The sequence below is a fragment of the Xenorhabdus eapokensis genome (assembly GCF_001908105.1).
On record NZ_MKGQ01000208.1, the window covers coordinates 1 to 230 of the forward strand.

Annotated in this window: 1 pseudogene; it reads right to left on the minus strand. The window is 38.7% G+C overall.

The annotated features are described in order from the left end of the window. Nucleotides 1–94, minus strand: a pseudogene (locus tag Xedl_RS20180) (transposase); the annotation flags it as partial. Nucleotides 95–230: the final 136 nt, after the last annotated feature.

Sequence of the window (230 nt, forward strand, 5' to 3'; positions counted from 1 at the left end):
GAACCAACAGCTTTCGTATATAACCATCACCCCGTTTCGTTATTCCAGCGAGTCTGATTTTCCCACCACTGGAATATTGTCTGGGGGTTAAACCCTAACTAGGCAGCAAAGTGTCGGCCGTTTTTGAACAGACTAAATAACTTTTCATAATTATGAGAGTTTCATATTTCCTATCCCTTTCCATTGATTTGCTGAAGCGGCATTTAAAAAAAACTTAACTCTTTTGATCA